This window comes from Leucobacter holotrichiae, from assembly GCF_055791005.1.
In genome coordinates this window covers 217,672-232,693 of the sequence record NZ_JBVUAC010000006.1, presented here as the reverse complement: position 1 = coordinate 232,693, position 15,022 = coordinate 217,672, and the positions used below count along the sequence as shown (strand labels likewise).

The following is a 15,022-nucleotide window of genomic DNA, read 5'->3' as shown; positions in this document are numbered from 1 at the left end:
GTGACCTCCGAAGATCGACTCATGCACGCGCCCCGGCTTCCCTCCCGCCCGGCGCGTGACCACAGTCTAGTGGCGAGGGCGCCCGGTGCCAGAGGGCTTGCGGCGGGCTCGCCTTCTATGGCAACCCCCTGGCGGCCCCGGTTCGCCAGGCGTACGCTCTGCGGCATGGACGGGTTCGCGGCTGTCGATTTCTGGCTCGCGCGCGAGGTTCTCCAGCGGGGGATCGCGGCGCTGTACCTCATCGCGTTCATCTCGACGCTGAACCAGTTCAGACCCCTGCTCGGGGATCGCGGTCTGCTGCCGGCGCCTGCGCTGCTCGAGTGGGTGCGATCCGCCCCCGCCCGTGCGAAGCTGATCCGGCCCACGCTCTTCCGACGCGTGCGATACACCGATCGTCGCCTCGCGGCCCTCTGCTGGATCGGCATCGCGGTCTCCGCGCTGCTCGTGGCGGGCGTGCCGCAGCTGGCCCCGCCGTGGGTGCCGATGCTCGCCTTCCTCGCGCTGTGGTTCGGCTACATGTCGATCTCGAGCATCGGCCAGACCTTCTACGGGTTCGGATGGGAGATGCTGCTGCTCGAGGCCGGGTTTCTCGCCGCATTCCTGGGATCGCGGGATCAGCCGCCGCCGACCGCGGTGATCGTGCTGTTCTGGTGGCTCGTCTTCCGGCTCGAGTTCGGCGCCGGCATGATCAAGATGCGCGGCGGCCGGGAGTGGCGCGACCTGACAGCGCTCATGTATCACCACGAGACGCAGCCGATGCCGGGTCCGCTCAGCCGCCAGGCGCACCTGCTGCCGAAGTGGTTCCACCGTGGAGAGGTGATCGGCAGCCACTTCGCTCAGCTCGTCGTGCCGTTCCTCCTGTTCGCGCCGATCCTCGGTTTCTGGATCCCCGGCCCCGTTCCCGGCATCGTCGGCACCGCTGCCGCCGCGATCATCATCGCGACACAGCTCTGGCTGGTGCTCACCGGCAACTTCGCCTGGCTCAACTGGGCCACGATCGTGCTCGCGTGCTCGGCGGTCTCGGTGCCGGGCATCGGTGGGGGAACTGCGGGATCCGGATCCGCTGACGGCCGCGCCCCGGGCGCGGGGCCGTCGGGATCCGGTGCCCTCGCGTGGCTCGGCGGCCTGCCGCTCTACTGGTTCGTCATCACCTCGGTAGTCTCCCTGCTCATGGTCGTGCTCAGCGGGCCCGCCCTGCGCAACCTCTTCGCGCACCGTCAGCTCATGAACGCGAGCTTCAACCGCTGGCAGCTCGCCAACGCCTACGGTGCGTTCGGCACCGTCACGAGGGTGCGCGTCGAGTACGTCATCGAGGGGACGAGCGACGAGGATCCGGGCGCGGCCGACTGGCGGGAATACGAGTTCAAGGGCAAGCCGGGCGATGTGCGGCGCGTGCCGCGGCAGTTCGCGCCGTACCACCTGCGGCTCGACTGGCTCATGTGGTTCCTGCCGCTCGGCCGATCGCTCGACGACTGGTTCACGATGCTGCTGGTGCGCCTGCTCGAGGCCGACGCCCCGACCCTCGCCCTGCTGCGGCGCGATCCCTTCGGCGGCGAGCGACCCCGGTGGGTGCGCGTGGTGTCGTATCGCTACCGCTTCGCCTCGCGAGCCGAGCATCGGGCCGACGGTGCGGTGTGGGTGCGGGATCGCCGCAGCGAACTGGTGCGGCCCGTGAGCCTCGAGCGGTTCGCCGGGTGAGGGCCGGAGCGGTGGGGGCCCGTATCGGCGCTCGTGATGTCAACCCCCTTGCCCGGGGCCCGCTCGAGGGTGAGTCTGGGTGCACGTCCGTCTCCGGAGAGTGGGCGGCGCGGGGCCCGAGGGCCGCGCTCGGCATCGCCGGAACAGCGAGAGGAGAAGCTCATGGGTATGGGATCGGGGATCGTGCTCTTCGTCATCGGTGCGATCATGGCGTTCGCACTCAACGTCCAGGTCGCGTGGATCGACCTCAACATGGTCGGCTACCTCCTGATGGGAGCGGGTGCCGTGATCTTCTTCATCTCGCTGATCCTCTTCTTCTCGCGTCGCCGAGGCGCGGGAGCCGCGGATCCGGTCGATCGCGGCATCGAGTAGGGCCGACAACTGGCAGACTGAGACCGTGGCGAATACTCAGAACGGCCGTGTCGCGGTCTACCTCGACTTCGATAACATCGTGCTCTCCTGGTACGACCGCGTGCACGGGCGCAACTCCTATGCGCGGGATCGGCAGCGGATCGCCGAGGATCCGTCCGACGCCGAGATCGCGGGCCGGCTCCGTGACGCGGTGATCGACGTCGGGGCGGTGATCGACTACGCCTCGTCGTACGGCACGCTTGTGCTCACGCGCGCCTACGCCGACTGGTCCTCGCCCATCAACGCCGACTACCGGTCGCAGCTGGTCGCCCGCGCGGTCGACCTGGTGCAGCTCTTCCCGGCCGCGGCCTACGCCAAGAACGGCGCCGACATCAGGCTCGCCGTGGACGCGGTCGAAGACATGTTCCGCCTCGACGACCTCACCCACGTGATCATCGTGGCGGGGGACTCCGACTACGTTCCGCTGGCACAGCGATGCAAGCGGCTCGGCCGGTACGTCGTCGGGATCGGCGTCGCCGGATCCACGGCCAAGGCGCTCACCGCGGCCTGCGACGAGTTCGCCTCGTACGACTCGCTGCCCGGCGTCGAACAGCCCCAGCGCGAGCAGCAGCCCGCGAAGCGGCAGCGACGGGGCAAGGCCGTGGCCGCCTCGAAGGAGACCTCCGCGATCGAGGCAGTCGAGGAGGCGACCCGCGAAGGGGCCGAGGGGACTGAGGGATCCGAAGGAACCGAGGGGTCCGCGGGCGGCCGGGGCGGCGCGCGCGGGCGCGGCGAGGAGCGGAGGAGCGCGGATCCCGGCCGATATGCGGCGGATGACACCGGTGTCGACGGTTCCGAGGATGATGCTGAGGACGCCGACATCGCGGTGACCGGCCTGCTCATCCGCGCGCTCTGGCTCGGCCAGGAGAAGGACGACTCCGGCTGGCTGCACAGCTCAGCCGTGAAGCAGCAGATGCGCCGCATGGACCCGTCGTTCAACGAGAAGGCGCTGGGCTTCCGGTCGTTCTCGGATTTCCTGAAGTCCCGCTCCGACGTCGCGGAACTCGAGGAGACGGGCCACGAGCGCCTCGTGCGCCTGCGGGATCAGAACCCGTAGGGTTTCGTCTTCCCGGCGCCTCTCCTCCGTTCCCTGAGCCTGTCGAAGGGAGCCGAGAAGCTGCCCTCGTCCCCTTCGACAGGCTCAGGGAACGAGGGTGGTCGATCGAGATGACGCTTGCGGCCCTCCCGGGCCGCCGTGAGCGGCCAGAGGCGTCATCTCGATCGCGCTGGACGGGGCCAGGATCAGGGCGTCCCCTTCGAGACAGGCTCAGGGGGCGAGCGTCTCAGTTCAGGGAGGGCACGAAAAAACCGGACCGCAGAACGCCTCTCGGCGGAAGGCCGCTCGAAGCGGCAAAAATTGGAGCCCGGGGTTACTGCGGCCCGGCGAGACCAGTGTAACGCAGGTGCGCGAGGGGCGGCACCCGCCGCCGCGACCTCGCAGTCAGGCGAGAGAGCCGTCGCGCCAGCGTCGGGCGCCGGCGTGCAGTTCCTGCGCCATCGTCGAGTAGCGCAGTGCACGCGTGGTGAGCTGCTCGGCGTGGGCATCATCGTGCACGTCACGGGTGTCGGCGAGGTCGGCGGCGCCGAGCGCCATGATGCGGCAGTAACTGGCGGCGCGGTCGAGCGCGCTCCCCAGATCGCCGACGAAGGCTCCGCGCAGAATCGTGTCGCACAGTTCCTCGATCGAGGCGGGCGTGACGGGTTCGGCGGCGCCGGCCACGACGGGGTCGATGGTGGAGGCCGCGGCCGATCCTCGTCTGAACAGCTCCGCCGAGCCCTCGGCGTCGCCCGCCACCACCCGCCGCAGCAGGTAGAGGCGCCAGAGCACTCCGGCGAGCGAGTGCGTGCCCTCGCGCGCCCACAGTTCGGCGATGTCGTCGATGCCGGGACCCGTCGAGGCGAGGCCTACCACGCGCTCGACCACCGCGGGGTCGGCCCCTGTGCGCACGCGGTCGAGCAGCGCCCAGGAGGTCTCCTGGGCGAGGCGGTGGGAAGCGCCCGGTTCGTCTGAGCCGATGATCCAGTCGAAGTCGGACGTCGGCTGCAAGACGGGGCGCTGATGCTCTCGGGTCACATGTCTCCTCGAATTGAAAGCGGGGGATCGGCGGCGAGGCCGCGCGCCACGCGAGTCTACGCCGCTGCGGGCCGCCCCGCGTGGACTGAACGCCCGGAGAAATCCATTAGAATAGGTGACCACGGGCCTCTAGCTCAGTTGGTAGAGCATCGGACTTTTAATCCGCGGGTCGCCGGTTCGAGCCCGGCGGGGCCTACTTCTTTTTTGCCGCGGCACTCCGCAGAATCCTCTCGCGGGCTCCGCAGATTCCTCTCGCGGGCTCGGCTGCGCGCTCGCGGGCGCGCTCGTACTGAAAAGCGGAGTCCCGAATTGCTGCTTCGTTCGTGCTGAAGCAGCAATTCGAGACTCCGCTCTGCGGGAAACCGATGGCGAAGAGCCCCCGCCGCGAGGCCGGCCTACCCGAAGCGGCCCGAGACGTAGTCCTCGGTCGCCTTCACGCTGGGCGTGGAGAAGATCTTCGACGTGTCGTCGTATTCGATGAGCTTGCCCGGCTTGCCGGTGCCGGCGATGTTGAAGAAAGCGGTGCGGTCCGAGACGCGCGAGGCCTGCTGCATGTTGTGGGTCACGATGACGATCGTGTACTCCTGCTTCAGCTCGTCGATCAGATCCTCGATCGCGAGGGTCGAGATCGGGTCGAGCGCCGAGCAGGGCTCGTCCATGAGCAGCACCTCGGGCGAGACCGCGATGGCGCGCGCGATGCAGAGGCGCTGCTGCTGCCCGCCCGAGAGGCCCGAGCCGGGCTTGTCGAGGCGATCCTTCACCTCGTTCCACAGGTTGGCGCCCTGCAGCGAGCGCTCCACGAGGTCGTCGGCGTCGCTCTTCGAGATCTTGCGGTTGTTGAGGTTGACGCCGGCGAGCACGTTCTCGCGGATCGACATCGTGGGGAACGGGTTGGGGCGCTGGAAGACCATGCCGACCTGGCGGCGCACGAGCACGGGATCCACGCCGGGGCCGTAGAGGTCATCGCCGTCGAGCAGCACCTCACCCTCCACGCGCGCGCCGGGGATGACCTCGTGCATGCGGTTGAGCGTGCGCAGGAACGTCGACTTGCCGCAGCCCGAGGGCCCGATGAACGCGGTGACGCTGCGCGGTTCGATGTTGATGGAGACGCCCTCGACGGCGAGGAAGTTGCCGTAGTAGACGTTGAGGTCGTTGACTTCGATGCGCTTGGACATTGCGTTTCCTTGATTCTGAGGTCTGCGGGAGAAGCGGGCGGATCAGCGGCCGGTCTTGGGTGAGAACTTCTTCGCCACGAAGCGTGCGATGAGGTTGAGCGCCATGACGATGAGGATGAGCACGAGCGCGGCGGCCCAGGCTCGATCGATGAACGCCCATGCCGGATTGCCCTGGTTCGCGAACTGGGTGTACACGAACACGGGCAGTGACTGCATGCGGTCGTTGAAGAGGTTGTAGTTCATGCTCGCGGTGAAGCCCGCAGTGATGAGCAGCGGGGCGGTCTCGCCGATGACGCGCGAGATGGAGAGCATGATGCCCGTGGTGATTCCGGCGATCGAGGTGGGCAGCACGACCTTCATGATAGTCAGCCACTTCGAGACGCCCAGGGCGTACGAGGCCTCGCGCAGCTCGTTGGGCACGAGGCGCAGCATCTCCTCGCTCGAGCGCACCACGACGGGGATCATCAGCACCGAGAGCGCGACGGAGCCGATGATGCCCATGCGCACCCCCGGCCCGAGGAACAGTGCGAAGGCCGCGTAGGCGAACAGGCCGGCGACGATCGACGGGATGCCCGTCATGACATCGACCAGGAAGGTGATGACCTTGGCCAGCCGGCCGCTGCCGTACTCGACCAGGTAGATCGAGGTCATAAGGCCGAGCGGCACCGAGATGATGGTCGCCGCGAGGGTGATCATCAGCGTGCCCATCATGGCGTGCAGTGCACCGCCGCCCTCGCCCGTGACATTGCGCATGGAGGAGTTGAAGAACTCGGGATCCAGGCGTCCGATGCCGTTGCCGATGACGGTGATCGCCACCGAGACGAGCGGCACCATCGCGAGCAGGAAGGCGCCGGTGACGAGGTTGGTCACGAAGCGGTCGGTCGCCTGGCGGCTACCCTCGACGGCGGCCGAGATGGCCGTGGTCACGGCGAGGTGCAGGATCAGGCCGACGAGCACCGCGCCCACCAGGTTGAACTCGCCCCCGCTCGCCACCGAGAGCAGACCGAAGAGCGCGAGTGAGACGACCAGGCTCGCGCCGAGGATGATCCACGGGGCGGGCTTCGGCAGCCGATTGCCGGTGAGCACGGAGCCGGACGAGACGGGGCGGACGGTGAGTGCCATATCAGTTGGCTCCAGAGAACTCGGCGCGGCGGCTCACGATCCAGCGGGCGATCGCGTTGACCAGGAACGTGACGATGAAGAGGATGAGGCCGGTGGCGATCAGCACGTTGACGTTCTCGCCGTAGGCCTCGGGGAAGGAGAGCGCGATGTTCGCCGCGATGGTGGAGGGGTTCTCGCTGGTGAGCAGCCGGATGCTGACGAGGCCGGTGGCCGAGAGCACCATCGCGACCGCCATCGTCTCGCCGAGCGCGCGGCCGAGGCCGAGCATCGCGGCCGACACGATGCCGGGGCGGCCGAAGGGCAGCACGGCGAGGCGGATCATCTCCCAGCGGGTCGCCCCGAGCGCGAGCGCCGCCTCTTCGTGCAGCACCGGAGCCTGCAGGAAGACCTCGCGGCAGATCGCCGTCATGATCGGCAGCACCATGACGGCGAGTACGAGCGCGGCGGTGAGGATCGTGCGGCCGGTGCCCGAGACGGTGCCGCCGAAGAGAGGGATCCAACCCAGGTGCGTGTTGAGCCAGACGAACACCGGTTGAGCGGCGGGCGCCAGCACGCCGATGCCCCAGAGGCCGAAGACGACGCTGGGCACCGCGGCGAGCAGATCGACGATGTACCCGAGCACGGCCGACACCCTGCGGGGGGCGTAGTGGGAGATGAAGAGCGCGATGCCGATGGCGAGGGGAAGCGCGATGATCAGCGCGAGTACGGCGGCCCAGATCGTGCCGAAGATGAGCGGCCAGACGTACGACCAGAAGTTGTCGGGCAGCAGCGAGGCGGTCTCATTGGTCGCGAAGAATGCGGGGATGCTCTGGGCGATGAGGAAGGCGGCGACGGCGGCCAGCGTGACGAGGATCATGCTGCCCGCGAAGACCGCGGAGCGCGAGAAGATGCGGTCGCCGAGGCTCAGCACGGGTTTGGACTGGGCGGAGGTGGAGGTCACTCGGGCTCCTGGGTCGGTGGGGGATCGGGATCGGATCCCGCATCTCTGGTCGAGGGGTGGCGCGGTGAGAGCGGGTCCGGTTCCTCGACCCTGCCGAGGAACCGGACCCGCTCAGCACGCTACTTGATCGCGGCGATGGCCGGCTCGATCTTGCTGCGCAGGTCGGCCGAGATGGGGGCACTGCCCGCGGCCTCGGCCGCGAGATCCTGACCCTCTTCGCTGATGATGTAGCTGAAGTACTCCTTGACGAGCTCCGCATTCGCGGCGTCCTGGTACTCCTCGCAGCCGATGAGGTAGCTCACGAGCACGATCGGGTAGACCCCGTCGGCGCTGCTGGTGCGGTCGAGCTCGATCGCGATGTCGTGCTCGGTGCGGCCCTCCTCGACGGTCGACGCGTCCACGATCGCGGCTGCGGCCTCGGGGGAGTAGTCGACGTACTCCTCGCCCACCTTGATCGCGACCGTGCCCAGCCCCTCGGCGCGGGAGGCATCGGCGTAGCCGATGGTGCCGACGCCGTTGGTCACAGCCTCGACGACGCCCGAGGTGCCCTGCGCACCCTCGCCGCCGAACTCGGTCGGCCAGGTCTCGATCGAGCCCGCGGTCCAGTCGTCGGCCGCGGCTGCCGAGAGGTACTCGGTGAAGTTGCCGGTGGTGCCCGAATCGTCCGAGCGGTGCACGGCGGTGATGTTCTGATCCGGCAGCGTCGCGTCAGGGTTCTGCTCGGCGATCGCGGGATCGTTCCACTTGGTGATCGAGCCGTTGAAGATCTTCGCGACGGTGGCCGCGTCGAGGTCGAGCGAGTCGACGCCCTCGATGTTGAAGATGATCGCGATGGGCGAGATGTAAGCGGGGAACTCGACGATCGCGTCGGTGGCGCAGCTGTCGAAGGGGCCGGCCGAGATCTCGTCGGTCTTGAACGCGCGGTCGCTGCCCGCGAACGCCGATGCGCCCTGCTGGAAGGTCTCGCGGCCCGCGCCCGAACCGGCCGGATCGTAGTTCACGGTGACGTCGGCGTGCGCCGTCTGGAAGCCGGCGGTCCAGGCCTCCTGAGCGGATCCCTGCGACGAGGCGCCGCCGCCCACGAGGGTGCCGGTGAGCGACGAAGCCGGAGCGTCGCCGCCCTCGGCGGGGGCGCCGCCCTCGTTCGCTGCGCACGAGGTGAGGGTGAGCGCGGCGATGCCGCCGATGGCGGCGACCTTTGCGAATGCAGAAAGCTTCACTGTGGGATCTTCCAATCTCAGAGCTGAATTGAGGGAATGGTCGCGAACGGCCACACCCCCACGCTAGGGATCCTTCGTGAAGCGGGGTCTGCCAGCAGGTGAACAGGGGGTGAACTCGCGGGAACGAGCGGGCAGTATGACGGGTAGCTGCAACGCGCCGCTAGCATGGTGAGCGTGAATTCAATGAGGAGATTCGCAGCGCTCGGCGCTGGGCTCGCCATCGCTGCGGGAGGGATCGGCCTGCTGGGCTGCGCGCCCGAACCGGAGGAGGCCGCCGCACCGGATCCCGAACCCGCGGCGACGCCCGATCCCGAACCCACTCCCGAACCGGCTCCCGAGCCGCAGCCGGGCGCCGGACCCGCCTGTCCCACGGACCACTGCGTGAGCGTGGCCGTCTCGGGGGACCTGCTGTTCCACGACGGGCTGTGGAGCCAGTACGCGATCCCCACCGACGAGGCCGGACGAAACTTCGACTTCGTACCGCTGCTCGAAGGGCAACGCGCCTACCTCGACCGCTCCGACCTGGCGATCTGCCAGATGGAGACTCCGCTCGCCCCGGTCGGCGGACCCTACGCCGGGTATCCCGCCTTCAGTACGCCGCCCGAGCTCGCGGCGGCGGTCAAAGACATCGGCTACGACGTCTGCACCACCGCCTCGAACCACACCGTCGACCAGGGCACCGAGGGGCTCGTGCGCACCCTCGACGTGCTCGATGAGGTCGGGATCGCGCACACCGGCTCGTACCGCGCCGAGGGCGAGCGCGACGTGCCGCTCATCGTCGAGGCGAACGGGGTGAAGGTGGCCGTCATCACCTCGACGTTCTCGCTCAATGGAATCCCCGCCGAGCACGAGTGGCAGGTCGACTACCGCGAGGAGGAGCCGCGGGTCGACCCCGAGCGCGCGATCGCGAAGGCTCAGAAGGCTCGTGAGATGGGCGCGGAGATCGTGATCGGCGTGCAGCACATCGGCGAGGAGTACTGGTCGCAGCCGACGGGCGGGCAGATCGAGCTCGCGCACCAGCTGCACGACAGCGGCCTGTTCGACTTCGTGTACCAGCACCACGCCCACGCGGTGCAGCCGTTCGAGAACTACGGCGGTAAGTGGATCCTGTACGGCACCGGCAACACGATCAGCGAGTCGGCGCCGCCCGCGCAGCAGGTGAACAACGAGTTCCTCATGGCGCGGGTGCAGTTCGCCAAGCAGCCCGACGGATCCTGGGCCACCAACGACCTCGCGTGGAACGCCGCCACCAATACTCAGGACGGCCGCTACAAGTGGTGCTCGGTGATGCCGGATCAGCCGCAGGGCGTGTGCCAGTCGCCCGACTTCGACGCGGGCGTGCTCGAGCGCACCCGCGCGACCGCGAACGCGATGGGCGCGGCCGCGGCCGGCGCGCGCGAGTGGCTGATCACGCAGGAGTGAGGGCGCTCGGTGAGCCGGCCCGGCGGAGCTGCTGCGCGACAGGTCGAAAACGGCTCTGATTCCAGGGGGCCCGAACCTTTTCGATCTCTCGCAACGAGGCGTCGGCCTCAGTGCTTGATCGGGTAGGTCTCGACCGCGACGATCCCCGCCTCCGGCTGCGACCGCGAGAAGTGCAGCACCGAGAAGCCCGCGGGGGGCAGCGAGGCCGCCTTGTCGAGATAGGGGCCCAGCGGGCTGCCTGTCGCGAGCGCGAGCTCGCGCGCCAGGTCGGGCAGCACGGGCCGGTGGCTGCAGAGGACCGCGTTGCGACCTCGCCCGATAACCTTCGCCACGAGCTTGCGCAGCGAGGTGAGGTCGCCCTCGTCCCAGTTGTCCTGACTGAGCGATTTCTTGGCGCGCACGCGTTTGCCGAGATGCTCGGCCAGAGGGGCGACGGTCGAGAGGCAACGGGTCGCCGTCGACGAGTAGATGCGTCGCGGTCCGAAGGAGCGGAGGATCGGCACGAGCGTCTCGGCCTGCTCCTCACCGGCGTCGGCGAGCGGCCTCAGGTGGTCGACCGGAAACGCGCTGCTGCGGGGCTCGGCTTTCGCATGCCGCAGCAGCGTCACCGAGAACGTATCGACCAGGTCCCGCTCGACGAGCTTCAGGAACACGTCGTAGAGCTCGCGGTCGGCTTCGTAGCTGAGCCGCTCGCGCGCCTGATCCGCGGGCACCCACTCGATGGCCTGCACCTCGTCGTTCGGCTTGAACTTGGCGCGGGCCTCGGCTTTCGCGGTGACCTTCGCGGCCCAGTACTGCACGGTCTTCGAGCGGCCGCCGCTGAGCGCGTAGTGGATCGTGCCGAGGTTGACGCCGAGCGACACCCGATAGCCGGTCTCCTCGCGGGTCTCCCGCACCGCGGCCCGAGGCATGCTCTCGCCCGGGTCGAGCTTGCCCTTCGGGAACGATACGTCTCGCTGCTTGGCGCGGTGGATCAGCAGTACGAGGATCCGCGGATCGCCGTGCTCGTCGTAGACGCGGCGCCAGCACACGGTGCCCGCCGCCAGCACCTCGGTCGCGGCGCCTCGGCCGCCCGCGGCGGCGGCCTTCGAGGAGCGCTTCTTCGTGGCCGTCGGGCTCACCGGTTTCTCCGGGAGCGAGCCTCGGTGCGGTCGATCATGACGAGGTCCTGCAGGTCGGGCAGCGGCTCGCCCTCCTCGCTCACCACGCGGCGCTGCCAGTTGCCGTCGGGCAGCATGCGCCAGGACGACACCTCGTCGCTGAAGGCGAAATCGAAGAAGCGGTCGATGCGGGCGAGGTGCTCGCGATCCTCGATGCGCACGAGCACCTCGATGCGGCGGTCGAGATTGCGGTGCATGAGGTCGGCGCTGCCGATGAACACCTCGCGCTCGCCGGCGTTCTCGAAGGCGTAGATGCGGGAGTGCTCGAGATAGCGGCCGAGCACCGAGCGCACGCGGATGTTCTCGGAGAGGCCGGGTACACCGGCCCGGATCGAGCAGATGCCGCGCACCCACACGTCGACGGGCACGCCGTCCTGGCTCGCGCGGTAGAGCGCATCGATGATGGCCTCGTCGACCATCGAATTGGCCTTCAGCCTGATGCCGCTGGGGAGGCCCGCGCGGGCGTTCTCGGCCTCGCGCTCGATGCGCTCGAGCAGACCGCTGCGCAGCTGCAGCGGAGCGACGAGCAGACGGTCGTAGTCGGTCTCGATCGCGTACCCGGAGAGCACGTTGAAGAGCTTGGTCACGTCGCGGCCGACCTCGGGAGACGAGGTGAAGAGGCCGAAGTCTTCGTAGATGCGGCTCGTCTTCGGGTTGTAGTTGCCCGTGCCGATGTGGCAGTAGTGGGCGAGGCGGCCCTGCTCCTCGCGGATCACGTGCACGAGCTTGCAGTGCGTCTTGAGGCCCACGAGACCGTAGACCACGTGCACGCCGGCCTGCTCGAGCTTGCGGGCCCACGTGATGTTGGCCTCCTCGTCGAAGCGGGCCTTCACCTCGACGAGCGCGAGCACCTGCTTGCCGGCCTCGGCCGCCTTGATGAGCGACGCGACGATGGGGCTGTCGCCCGAGGTGCGGTACAGGGTCTGCTTGATGGCGAGCACGTCGGGATCGGTGGCCGCCTGCTCGACGAACGCCTGCACGCTCGTCGAGAACGATTCGTAGGGGTGGTGCACCAGCACCTCGCGCCGCGCGATCGCTCCGAAGACATCGGGCTTCTCGCTCGGCGAGTTCGTGCGGAACTGGGGATGCGTGACCGGGATGTGCGGCTTGAACTTGAGGTCGGGCCGACGGATACCGCTGAGCGCGAAGAGGCCGCTGAGATCGAGCGGGGCGGGCAGCGTGTAGACCTGCTGCTCGTCGATGTCGAACTCGCTGACCAGCAGCGTCAGCGTCGCCTCGTCCATATCGTCCGAGATCTCGAGGCGGATCGGCGGGCCGAACCTGCGGCGCAGCAGCTCCTTCTCGAGCGCCTGGATGAGGTTCTCGGTCTCGTCCTCCTCGATCTCCATGTCCTCGTTGCGGGTCACGCGGAAGACGTGGTGGTCGAGCACCTCCATGCCCGGGAAGAGACCGTCGAGCTGGTTGGCGATCAACTCCTCGAGCGCGATGAAGCGCACGTCGTCGATGCTCTCGCGCTGATCCACGCGCACGTACCGCGGGATCATCTGCGGCACCTTGAGGCGGGCGAACTCGACCTTCTCGGTCTGCGGGTTGCGCACCCGGATGGAGAGGTTGAGGGCGCGGCCCGAGATATAGGGGAACGGATGCGCGGGATCGACTGCGAGCGGCATGAGGATCGGGTAGATGTGCTGCTCGTAGTAGTTCGTGAGGTGCACCCGATCGGCCGCGTCGAGCTGCTCCCACTCGACCACTCGGATGCCGGCCTCGGCGAGCCCGGGCTGCACCTGCTCGCGGAAGCACCTGGCGTGGCGCAGCTGCAGCTCGTAGGCGGTGCGGTTGATGTCGGCGAGCACGTCGGTGGGAGCGCGCCCGACATTGGTGGGAAGCGCGAGACCGGTGACGATGCGGCGCTTCAGGCCCGCGACGCGCACCATGAAGAACTCATCGAGGTTCGACGCGAAGATGGCGAGGAAGTTGGCCCGCTCGAGCAGCGGCACCCCCGGATCCTCTGCGAGTTCGAGCACGCGCTGATTGAACGCGAGCCAGCTCAGCTCGCGATCGATGTACCGGTCGGCGGGCAGCTCTGCCCGTTCGACGGCGTTCTCTCGGGTTTCTTCGGTCATGCGTCCATTGTGACATCGACCCCTGACGAAGCGGGCCTCGCCCACTGACGGCTGCGTGAATCGACGGTGAACGACGCGTGCTCGTACATGCGCACCGCACGCTCGTTCTCTCCGTCGACGTAGAGGCTGACCCGGTCGGGGGAGTGCTGCGCCATTCTGGCGAGCGTCACATCGAGCAGCAGCTTGCCGAGCCCGCGCCCCGCGTACTCGGGCCGCACGCCGACGGCATAGAGCTCGCACTCGACCCCGGCGTCGTCGCGCACCGTCTTGATCCAGGTCGACCCGGCGAGTTCGTCGCCCGATGCCTCGGCGAGCAGGATCAGGTCGTCGGCGTCGAACCACGGCTCATCGCGTATGAGCGCGAAATCGCTCTCCGTGATCCTCCCCTGCTCGGGATGCGTCGCGAACGCCGCCGCGTTCGCCCGCACCCACGCAGCGGCATCGGCGGTCCGCGCCGGGTCGAACGCGCGCAGGTGCAGGTCGGGTGGTGAGGGGAGGGAGAGCGGATCCCGCCCGTCGCCGGGTAGCAGTGCGGGATCGAGCGCCATGCGGTACAGCGAGCGTACCGGGGCGAACCCGGCCCCCGCGAGCAGCGCCTCGGCGGCGGGATTCTCGCCGTGCGCCCAGGCCAGCAGGTCGCCGTCGGCCCGGGAGAGCAGCTCTGCGAGCGCCGCCGCTCCGATCCCGCGCCGTCTCGCCGCGGGACGAACCGCGAGATCGACCTCACCCTGGCCGACGATCCCGACGGCGACCGGGTCGGCGCTCTCGAGGTCAGCACCGGCCTCCCGTGATCCGCGATCCGCGTCGCCCCGGTCCAGGAACAGCAGCAGCGCGCGCTGTCCCTGCGCGGCCGCGAGCAGCGCCTGATCCGACACCGGCGAGACGCCGTCGGAGGTCTCGACCTCGGCGATCAGCGTCCGCGCGATGCGGAGCGCCCGCTCGGACGCTCCCTCGACGACATCGATCCGTGCTGACATCAATCCCCCTCATCGACCCGGGCCCGCGCGAAGCCGTATCCGACACCCCGCACCGTACTGATGAGCCCTTCGTGCTCACCCAGTTTCGCGCGCAGACGCCGCACATGTACGTCCACCGTGCGCGTGCCGCCGAAGTAATCGGTGCCCCACACCTCGCTGAGCAACTGCTCGCGCGTGAACACCCGTCCCGGGTGCGCGGCGAGGAAGTGCAGCAGCTCGAACTCCTTGTACGTCAGGTCGAGCGGGCGGCCGAATAAGCGGGCTGTGAAATTGGACTCGTCAATGACAACGCCCGCGGCCTGGACCGCGGGCGGAGGAGTGGTGGCCGTCGAAGCGGGCTGACCGAGCAGGCGCAGGCGCAGCTCGATCTCGGCGGGACTCGCGGTCGGCAGCAGCAGCTCGCTCACACCCCACTCCGGGGTGAGCGCGGTGAGCGCGAGTTCGGGCAGGATCACCACGCGGGGCGTCTCGATGCCCTCCGCGAGCGCGAGGCACGCGGTGCGGGCGCGACGAGCGTCGAGGGTGCCGTCGACGAGGATCGCGTCGAATCGACCGGCCAGCGTCTCGGGCACGCGGAGCGACAGCGGTGAGGTGCGCACGTCGTGCGGCAGCAGGTCCAGGCCGGGCAGCGAATCGGCGGGATCTCGATCGGTGAGGCAGAGCAGCTGCATGGACCGGCTCCCTTCGCTGTGCGTTCGGCTCGAGGTAAATAGTACTGCGGGCACTGTTTCACCACCGT

Annotated in this window: 13 protein-coding genes and 1 tRNA gene; 5 read left to right on the top strand and 9 right to left on the bottom strand. The window is 68.8% G+C overall.

Features of this window, described 5'->3' with window-relative positions:
• The first annotated feature begins 165 nt into the window (after window positions 1–165).
• The 3 genes from AC0KXF_RS10025 (at window position 166) to AC0KXF_RS10015 (ending at window position 3,166) form a co-directional block, all read left to right on the top strand.
• Window positions 166–1,698, top strand: coding sequence for a lipase maturation factor family protein (locus AC0KXF_RS10025; protein ID WP_473109041.1), 1,533 nt, complete (start codon window positions 166–168; stop codon window positions 1,696–1,698).
• Window positions 1,699–1,860: 162 nt separating this feature from the next.
• On the top strand, window positions 1,861–2,070 hold the full coding sequence (locus AC0KXF_RS10020; protein ID WP_473109040.1) for a DUF6458 family protein: 210 nt from the start codon (window positions 1,861–1,863) through the stop codon (window positions 2,068–2,070).
• A gap of 25 nt (window positions 2,071–2,095) precedes the next feature.
• Window positions 2,096–3,166 carry an NYN domain-containing protein gene (locus AC0KXF_RS10015; RefSeq protein ID WP_473109039.1) on the top strand — a complete coding sequence of 357 codons (1,071 nt, stop codon included), beginning with the start codon at window positions 2,096–2,098 and terminating at the stop codon, window positions 3,164–3,166.
• Between the two features lie 384 nt (window positions 3,167–3,550).
• Here the strand turns inward: AC0KXF_RS10015 and AC0KXF_RS10010 are convergent, their stop codons facing one another.
• A complete protein-coding gene (locus AC0KXF_RS10010) occupies window positions 3,551–4,183 on the bottom strand; it encodes a hypothetical protein (RefSeq protein WP_473109038.1) in 633 nt (210 codons plus the stop codon).
• Window positions 4,184–4,306: 123 nt separating this feature from the next.
• Here AC0KXF_RS10010 and AC0KXF_RS10005 point away from each other — a divergent pair.
• A tRNA-Lys gene (locus tag AC0KXF_RS10005) sits at window positions 4,307–4,379 on the top strand.
• A gap of 199 nt (window positions 4,380–4,578) precedes the next feature.
• Here AC0KXF_RS10005 and pstB read toward each other — a convergent pair.
• The 4 genes from pstB to pstS form a co-directional block, all read right to left on the bottom strand.
• Window positions 4,579–5,358, bottom strand: a complete 780-nt coding sequence (gene pstB, locus AC0KXF_RS10000; protein ID WP_473109037.1) for a phosphate ABC transporter ATP-binding protein PstB — start codon at window positions 5,356–5,358, stop codon at window positions 4,579–4,581.
• A gap of 42 nt (window positions 5,359–5,400) precedes the next feature.
• Entirely contained in the window at window positions 5,401–6,480 is a 1,080-nt protein-coding gene (pstA, locus tag AC0KXF_RS09995) for a phosphate ABC transporter permease PstA (protein WP_473109036.1), read from the bottom strand.
• A gap of 1 nt (window position 6,481) precedes the next feature.
• Entirely contained in the window at window positions 6,482–7,420 is a 939-nt protein-coding gene (pstC, locus tag AC0KXF_RS09990) for a phosphate ABC transporter permease subunit PstC (RefSeq protein WP_473109035.1), read from the bottom strand.
• A gap of 119 nt (window positions 7,421–7,539) precedes the next feature.
• Entirely contained in the window at window positions 7,540–8,640 is a 1,101-nt protein-coding gene (gene pstS / locus AC0KXF_RS09985; RefSeq protein WP_473109034.1) for a phosphate ABC transporter substrate-binding protein PstS, read from the bottom strand.
• A gap of 183 nt (window positions 8,641–8,823) precedes the next feature.
• On the opposite strand from pstS, the gene AC0KXF_RS09980 reads away from it, so the two are divergent.
• Entirely contained in the window at window positions 8,824–10,062 is a 1,239-nt protein-coding gene (locus tag AC0KXF_RS09980) for a CapA family protein (protein WP_473109033.1), read from the top strand.
• Between the two features lie 107 nt (window positions 10,063–10,169).
• Here AC0KXF_RS09980 and AC0KXF_RS09975 read toward each other — a convergent pair whose 3' ends face one another.
• From AC0KXF_RS09975 to AC0KXF_RS09960, 4 genes are read right to left on the bottom strand one after another with little or no spacing between them, the layout of a single operon-like run.
• Window positions 10,170–11,183 (bottom strand): NUDIX hydrolase, encoded by a 1,014-nt coding sequence (locus AC0KXF_RS09975; RefSeq protein ID WP_473109032.1) that lies wholly within the window; start codon window positions 11,181–11,183, stop codon window positions 10,170–10,172.
• On the bottom strand, window positions 11,180–13,306 hold the full coding sequence (locus AC0KXF_RS09970; RefSeq protein WP_473109031.1) for an RNA degradosome polyphosphate kinase: 2,127 nt from the start codon (window positions 13,304–13,306) through the stop codon (window positions 11,180–11,182). Before AC0KXF_RS09970 ends, AC0KXF_RS09975 begins: the two co-directional genes overlap by 4 nt.
• A complete protein-coding gene (gene mshD, locus AC0KXF_RS09965) occupies window positions 13,303–14,283 on the bottom strand; it encodes a mycothiol synthase (protein ID WP_473109030.1) in 981 nt (326 codons plus the stop codon). The genes AC0KXF_RS09970 and mshD overlap by 4 nt, the downstream gene beginning before the upstream one ends.
• Window positions 14,283–14,954 carry a winged helix-turn-helix transcriptional regulator gene (locus AC0KXF_RS09960; protein ID WP_473109029.1) on the bottom strand — a complete coding sequence of 224 codons (672 nt, stop codon included), beginning with the start codon at window positions 14,952–14,954 and terminating at the stop codon, window positions 14,283–14,285. Before AC0KXF_RS09960 ends, mshD begins: the two co-directional genes overlap by 1 nt.
• Window positions 14,955–15,022 lie beyond the last annotated feature (68 nt).

Coding starts and splice junctions, on each gene's coding strand:
- AC0KXF_RS10025 (WP_473109041.1), top strand. CDS start 166: ATGGACGGGTTCGCGGCTGTCGATTTCTGGCTCGCGCGCGAGGTTCTC.
- AC0KXF_RS10020 (WP_473109040.1), top strand. CDS start 1,861: ATGGGTATGGGATCGGGGATCGTGCTCTTCGTCATCGGTGCGATCATG.
- pstB (WP_473109037.1), bottom strand. CDS start 5,358: ATGTCCAAGCGCATCGAAGTCAACGACCTCAACGTCTACTACGGCAAC.
- pstA (WP_473109036.1), bottom strand. CDS start 6,480: ATGGCACTCACCGTCCGCCCCGTCTCGTCCGGCTCCGTGCTCACCGGC.
- AC0KXF_RS09980 (WP_473109033.1), top strand. CDS start 8,824: ATGAGGAGATTCGCAGCGCTCGGCGCTGGGCTCGCCATCGCTGCGGGA.
- AC0KXF_RS09970 (WP_473109031.1), bottom strand. CDS start 13,306: ATGACCGAAGAAACCCGAGAGAACGCCGTCGAACGGGCAGAGCTGCCC.
- mshD (WP_473109030.1), bottom strand. CDS start 14,283: ATGTCAGCACGGATCGATGTCGTCGAGGGAGCGTCCGAGCGGGCGCTC.
- AC0KXF_RS09960 (WP_473109029.1), bottom strand. CDS start 14,954: ATGCAGCTGCTCTGCCTCACCGATCGAGATCCCGCCGATTCGCTGCCC.